General features: G+C 72.1%; 4 protein-coding genes. All 4 read left to right on the top strand.

Translation table 11 applies throughout. The features are described 5' to 3' along the window. Nucleotides 1-312: 312 nt before the first annotated feature. From ACFV0G_RS11030 to ACFV0G_RS11015, 4 genes are read left to right on the top strand one after another with little or no spacing between them, the layout of a single operon-like run. Nucleotides 313-1,698 (top strand): efflux RND transporter periplasmic adaptor subunit, encoded by a 1,386-nt coding sequence (locus ACFV0G_RS11030; protein WP_380545140.1) that lies wholly within the window; start codon nt 313-315, stop codon nt 1,696-1,698. Beyond that, nucleotides 1,698-2,471 carry an ABC transporter ATP-binding protein gene (locus tag ACFV0G_RS11025; RefSeq protein WP_380545137.1) on the top strand — a complete coding sequence of 258 codons (774 nt, stop codon included), beginning with the start codon at nt 1,698-1,700 and terminating at the stop codon, nt 2,469-2,471. Before ACFV0G_RS11030 ends, ACFV0G_RS11025 begins: the two co-directional genes overlap by 1 nt. Next, on the top strand, nt 2,468-3,670 hold the full coding sequence (locus ACFV0G_RS11020) for an ABC transporter permease (protein WP_380545135.1): 1,203 nt from the start codon (nt 2,468-2,470) through the stop codon (nt 3,668-3,670). Before ACFV0G_RS11025 ends, ACFV0G_RS11020 begins: the two co-directional genes overlap by 4 nt. A gap of 17 nt (nt 3,671-3,687) precedes the next feature. After that, nucleotides 3,688-4,326, top strand: coding sequence for a DUF5666 domain-containing protein (locus tag ACFV0G_RS11015; RefSeq protein ID WP_380545133.1), 639 nt, complete (start codon nt 3,688-3,690; stop codon nt 4,324-4,326). Nucleotides 4,327-4,367 lie beyond the last annotated feature (41 nt).

Below are 4,367 nucleotides of genomic sequence, written 5' to 3'. Positions count from 1 at the left end.
ACCAACTGGTCGGGGGGGCGGGCGGGGGTGTCCGCCAGGGTGTTCGTGCCCGCCCCGGGGGGGGGGGGCGGGGGGGGGGGGGGCGGGGGGCCCCGGGTGTGTCCGGGGCCACCCCCACTGCCCGCCGTAGTTCAGAAAGCGGCCCGGAAGCGCTGGGAAATCCCTGGGGGTTCGATCAACGGCGTACCAGCCGCAGGTAGCGCCTTCGGCTCACATGCCCAGATATGTTGAGAATTGTCCGTATTGCTGGGTTCAGCGAACTCCCAGGATCGGGCCAGGAACCCGAAAGAGCGCGGGGCGAAGCTGTCCGGCATGAAGGTGCTCCCGCGACGGCGTGGTGCCGTCCTCGTCAACTCCGCGCTCGGTGTGGCCCTGTTGGGCGGGGCCGCACTCGCGTACACCACCCTGGACTCCGGGACGAGCTCGGCAGCGAGCACGGCTCGGATCCGTACCGCCACGGTCTCCCAGGGGACCGTTGTGGCCACCGTGTCCGGTTCCGGCACGCTCAGCTCGCCCTCCGACTCGGCCCAGGACTTCGCCACCGGCGGCAAGCTGACCTCGATCAAGGTTGCGGTCGGCGACACCGTGAAGAAGGGCCAGGTGCTCGCCACGGTCGACACCACCGCTGCCCAGCAGCAGCTGAACGCCGCCGATGCCGCCCTGACCACGGCCGAGGCCAACCTGACCAAGGCCGAGGCCGGCGAGACCGTGACCACCACGGTGGCCGGCAGCGGTTCGGGCTCAGGCTCCGGCGGCTCGCGCGGCGGCTCGACCCCGCAGCCGCAGACCACGACCACCACCAAGGTCGACGCCTCCCAGGTCGCGCAGGCCGAGCAGCAGCTCGACACCGCCAAGACCAACGTGGCCAACGCCAAGGACGCGGTCGCCGGCACGACGCTGACCGCGACCGCGGACGGCACGGTCGCCTCGATCTCGGGGAAGGTCGGCGACACCGTGAGCGGCAGCGGCTCCTCCGCGTCCTCCGGCAGCAGCGGCTCCGGCTCGTCCGGCAGCGGCACCGGCACCAAGAGCAGCGGCAGCGGTACCTCCGGCGGCAGCGGCTCCACCCCGAGCGGCTTCATCGTGCTCACCAACCCGTCCGGCATGCAGGTCTCGGCGGCCTTCTCCGAGCTGGACTCGCTGAAGCTCAAGAAGGGCCAGGCCGCCACCGTCACGCTCAACGCGCAGTCCGACACCAAGCTCGACGCCACCGTGCTCTCGGTGAGCAGCCTGCCGACCTCCTCCGGCAGCAGCACCGGCGCCGTCCAGTACGGCGCGGTCCTCCAGATCAGCGGTGACACCAGCACCCTGCGCACCGGTCTGAGCGCCACCATCGCGGTCACCGTCGGGCAGGCCGACAACGCGCTCTCGGTGCCGACCGCCGCGCTGTCGGGCACCGGCAGCACCCGCACGGCCACCGTGGTCCACGACGACGGCACCACCGAGCGGGTCCAGGTCGCGGTCGGCATCGAGGGCGACTCCACCGTGCAGGTCCTGGACACCCTGAAGGCCGGCGACAAGGTCGAGCTGACCTCGACCACGGCTTCCACCGGAAACGGCTTCCCGGGCGGCGGTTTCCCCGGTGCGGGCGGCGGCCTCGGCGGCGGTTCGTTCACCGGTGGCGGCCGCGGCGGGTTCGGCGGCGGCAACGGGGGCGGCGGCAACGGGGGCGGCGGCAACGGCGGTGGCAACCGCTGATGACCGCATCGAAGCCCCCGGTGATCCAGATCCGCCGGGTCACCAAGTCCTACGGCGAGGGCGACGCCACCGTGCATGCCCTGCGCGGCCCGTCCGGGCCGGGCGGCGAGCCGCTCGGCGTGACCCTGGACGTCGAGGAGGGCGACTACGTCGCGGTGATGGGCAGCTCCGGCTCCGGCAAGTCCACCCTGATGAACATCCTCGGCTGCCTGGACGTGCCGACCTCCGGCCGCTACCTGCTGGACGGCACCGACGTCGGCCACCTCGACGAGCAGCAGCTCTCGCTCGTCCGCAACCGCAAGATCGGCTTCGTCTTCCAGTCGTTCAACCTGGTGCCGCGCACCACCGCACTGGCCCAGGTCGAGCTGCCGCTCGCCTACGCCGGCGTCCGCTCCGCGGAGCGGCGCCGGCGGGCGCTGGCCGCCCTGGACCTGGTCGGCCTCGCCGAGCGCGCCGGACACAAGCCCAACCAGCTCTCCGGCGGCCAGCAGCAGCGCGTCGCGGTGGCCCGCGCGCTGGTCACCGCCCCCGCGATGCTGCTCGCCGACGAGCCGACCGGCAACCTCGACTCGCACTCCACCGAGGAGGTGCTGGGCATCATCGACGGCCTCAACGCCTCCGGCCGCACCGTCGTGGTGATCACCCACGAGGATGAGGTCGCCCGGCACGCCAAGCGGGTCATCCGGTTGGTCGACGGCGCGATCGTGGACGACGTCCGGCAGGCGAAGGTGGCCGGCCCGCCGCCCGCACTCGCGCTGGGGGTGGGCGCATGATCGCCTGGCAGATGGTCCGCTTCGCGGTGGCCGGCCTGGTCGCCAACAAGGTGCGCTCGGCGCTCACCATGCTCGGCGTCCTGATCGGCGTCGCCTCGGTGATCCTGCTGCTCGCGGTCGGCAACGGCTCGTCCGCGGCGGTCAAGGCGTCGATCACCTCGCTCGGCACCAACTCGCTCACCGTCTCCTCCAGCAACCTGCGGGGCTCCGCGACGGCGGCCAAGAAGCTGACGGTCGAGGACGCCAAGGCGCTGGGCACCGCGACCGACGCGCCCTCGATCAAGTCGGTGGCACCTGTGGTCACCACCACCGGGACCGCGCTGTACGGGAACATCTCGTACCAGCCCGGCTCGATCATCGGCACCTACCCGGCCTACTTCGAGACCGCCAACCAGAAGGTCGCCCGCGGCGACTACTTCTCCAACGACGACGTGCTCAACTCCCGCAAGGTGGCCGTGATCGGTTCCACCACGGCCGAGCAGCTGTTCGCGGGCGAGGACCCGGTCGGCAAGCGGATCACCATCGGCGGGACCCCGTTCACCGTCGTCGGTGTGCTGAGGACCAAGGGCAGCACCGGCTTCAACGACCCGGACGATGTGGTGATCGCCCCGCTGCCCACCGTGCAGAACGCGTTCACCGGCTTCGGCTCGGTCAACCAGATCCTGGTGCAGGCCAGTTCGGCCGACACCACGGCCGAGGCGCAGGCCGACATCACCCGCATCCTGATGGGCACGCACGGCATCAAGGACGCCACCAAGGTCGACTTCCGGATCAGCAACCAGGCCTCGCTGCTGACCGCCCGCGAGTCCACCACCAAGACGTTCACCGTGCTGCTCGGCGCGGTCGCGGCGATCTCGCTGCTGGTCGGCGGCATCGGCATCACCAACATCATGCTGGTGACCGTCACCGAGCGGACCAAGGAGATCGGCATCCGCAAGGCGCTCGGCGCGCCGCGCGGGGTCATCCTCGGCCAGTTCCTCGCCGAGTCCACGCTGCTCTCGGTGGTCGGCGCCGGCCTCGGCGTGCTGGCCGGCCTGATCGGCTCGCACTTCTCGATCGTCGGCATCAAGCCGGTGATCATCCCGGAGTCGGTGCTCGGTGCCTTCGCCATCGCGGTGGCCATCGGACTGTTCTTCGGCAGCTACCCCGCCAACCGGGCCGCCTCGCTGCGCCCGATCGAAGCCCTTCGACACGAGTGACCCAGGAGCAGGACGACATGCCCAGCGACCACCAGTCAGCCGCCGCCGGCGGCCCGCAGGACGACGCCGTCGAGCTGCTGGCCTCGCCCCCGGACGCCCGCGACATCACCGCCGAGCTCGCCGCACCGCCGCGCCGCAAGCTGCCCTGGCCGACCCTGGTGCTGGCCGGCGCGGTGATCGCCACGCTGTCCTTCGCCGGCGGCGTCTGGTACCAGAAGGACAGCGGGACCTCCGGCAGCACCCGGGTCTCCGCGGACCGCCAGGGCCAGGGCGGCTTCGGCGGCCAGCGCGGCGGGTACGGCGGCCAGCGCGGCGGCAACGGCAACGGCGGCGCCCCCGGCGGCTTCGGCCAGAACGGCGGCTTCACCCGCGGCACCGTGACCTCCGTCCAGGGCAACACCGTCACCCTGACCGACGCCAACGGCAACACCGTCAAGGTCACCACCGGCGACTCCACCAAGGTGACCCTCAACAAGGAGGGCAAGGTCACCGACCTCCAGCCCGGCCAGACCATCACGGTCATCGGCCAGAAGGGCTCGGACGGCAGCCTTACCGCCACCCAGGTCACCGAGGGTGCGGCCGGTGGGTTCGGCGGCTTCGGCGGCCGGGGCGGCGGTGCGCCCGGCGGCGGTGGCGCCGCCCTGTCCAACGGCTGATCCCGGGAGTCCCGGACGCAGGGCCCGATCGGTGTGCGGCC

The organism is Kitasatospora sp. NPDC059571, from assembly GCF_042735675.1.
GTDB lineage: Bacteria > Actinomycetota > Actinomycetes > Streptomycetales > Streptomycetaceae > Kitasatospora.
The sequence above is the reverse complement of the archived record's forward strand: the minus strand, read 5'-3'. Positions and strand labels throughout refer to the sequence as shown.

Excerpts from the sequence above, each read along its gene's own strand:
- ACFV0G_RS11030 (WP_380545140.1), top strand. The coding sequence starts at position 313 with ATGAAGGTGCTCCCGCGACGGCGTGGTGCCGTCCTCGTCAACTCCGCG.
- ACFV0G_RS11025 (WP_380545137.1), top strand. The coding sequence starts at position 1,698 with ATGACCGCATCGAAGCCCCCGGTGATCCAGATCCGCCGGGTCACCAAG.
- ACFV0G_RS11020 (WP_380545135.1), top strand. The coding sequence starts at position 2,468 with ATGATCGCCTGGCAGATGGTCCGCTTCGCGGTGGCCGGCCTGGTCGCC.
- ACFV0G_RS11015 (WP_380545133.1), top strand. The coding sequence starts at position 3,688 with ATGCCCAGCGACCACCAGTCAGCCGCCGCCGGCGGCCCGCAGGACGAC.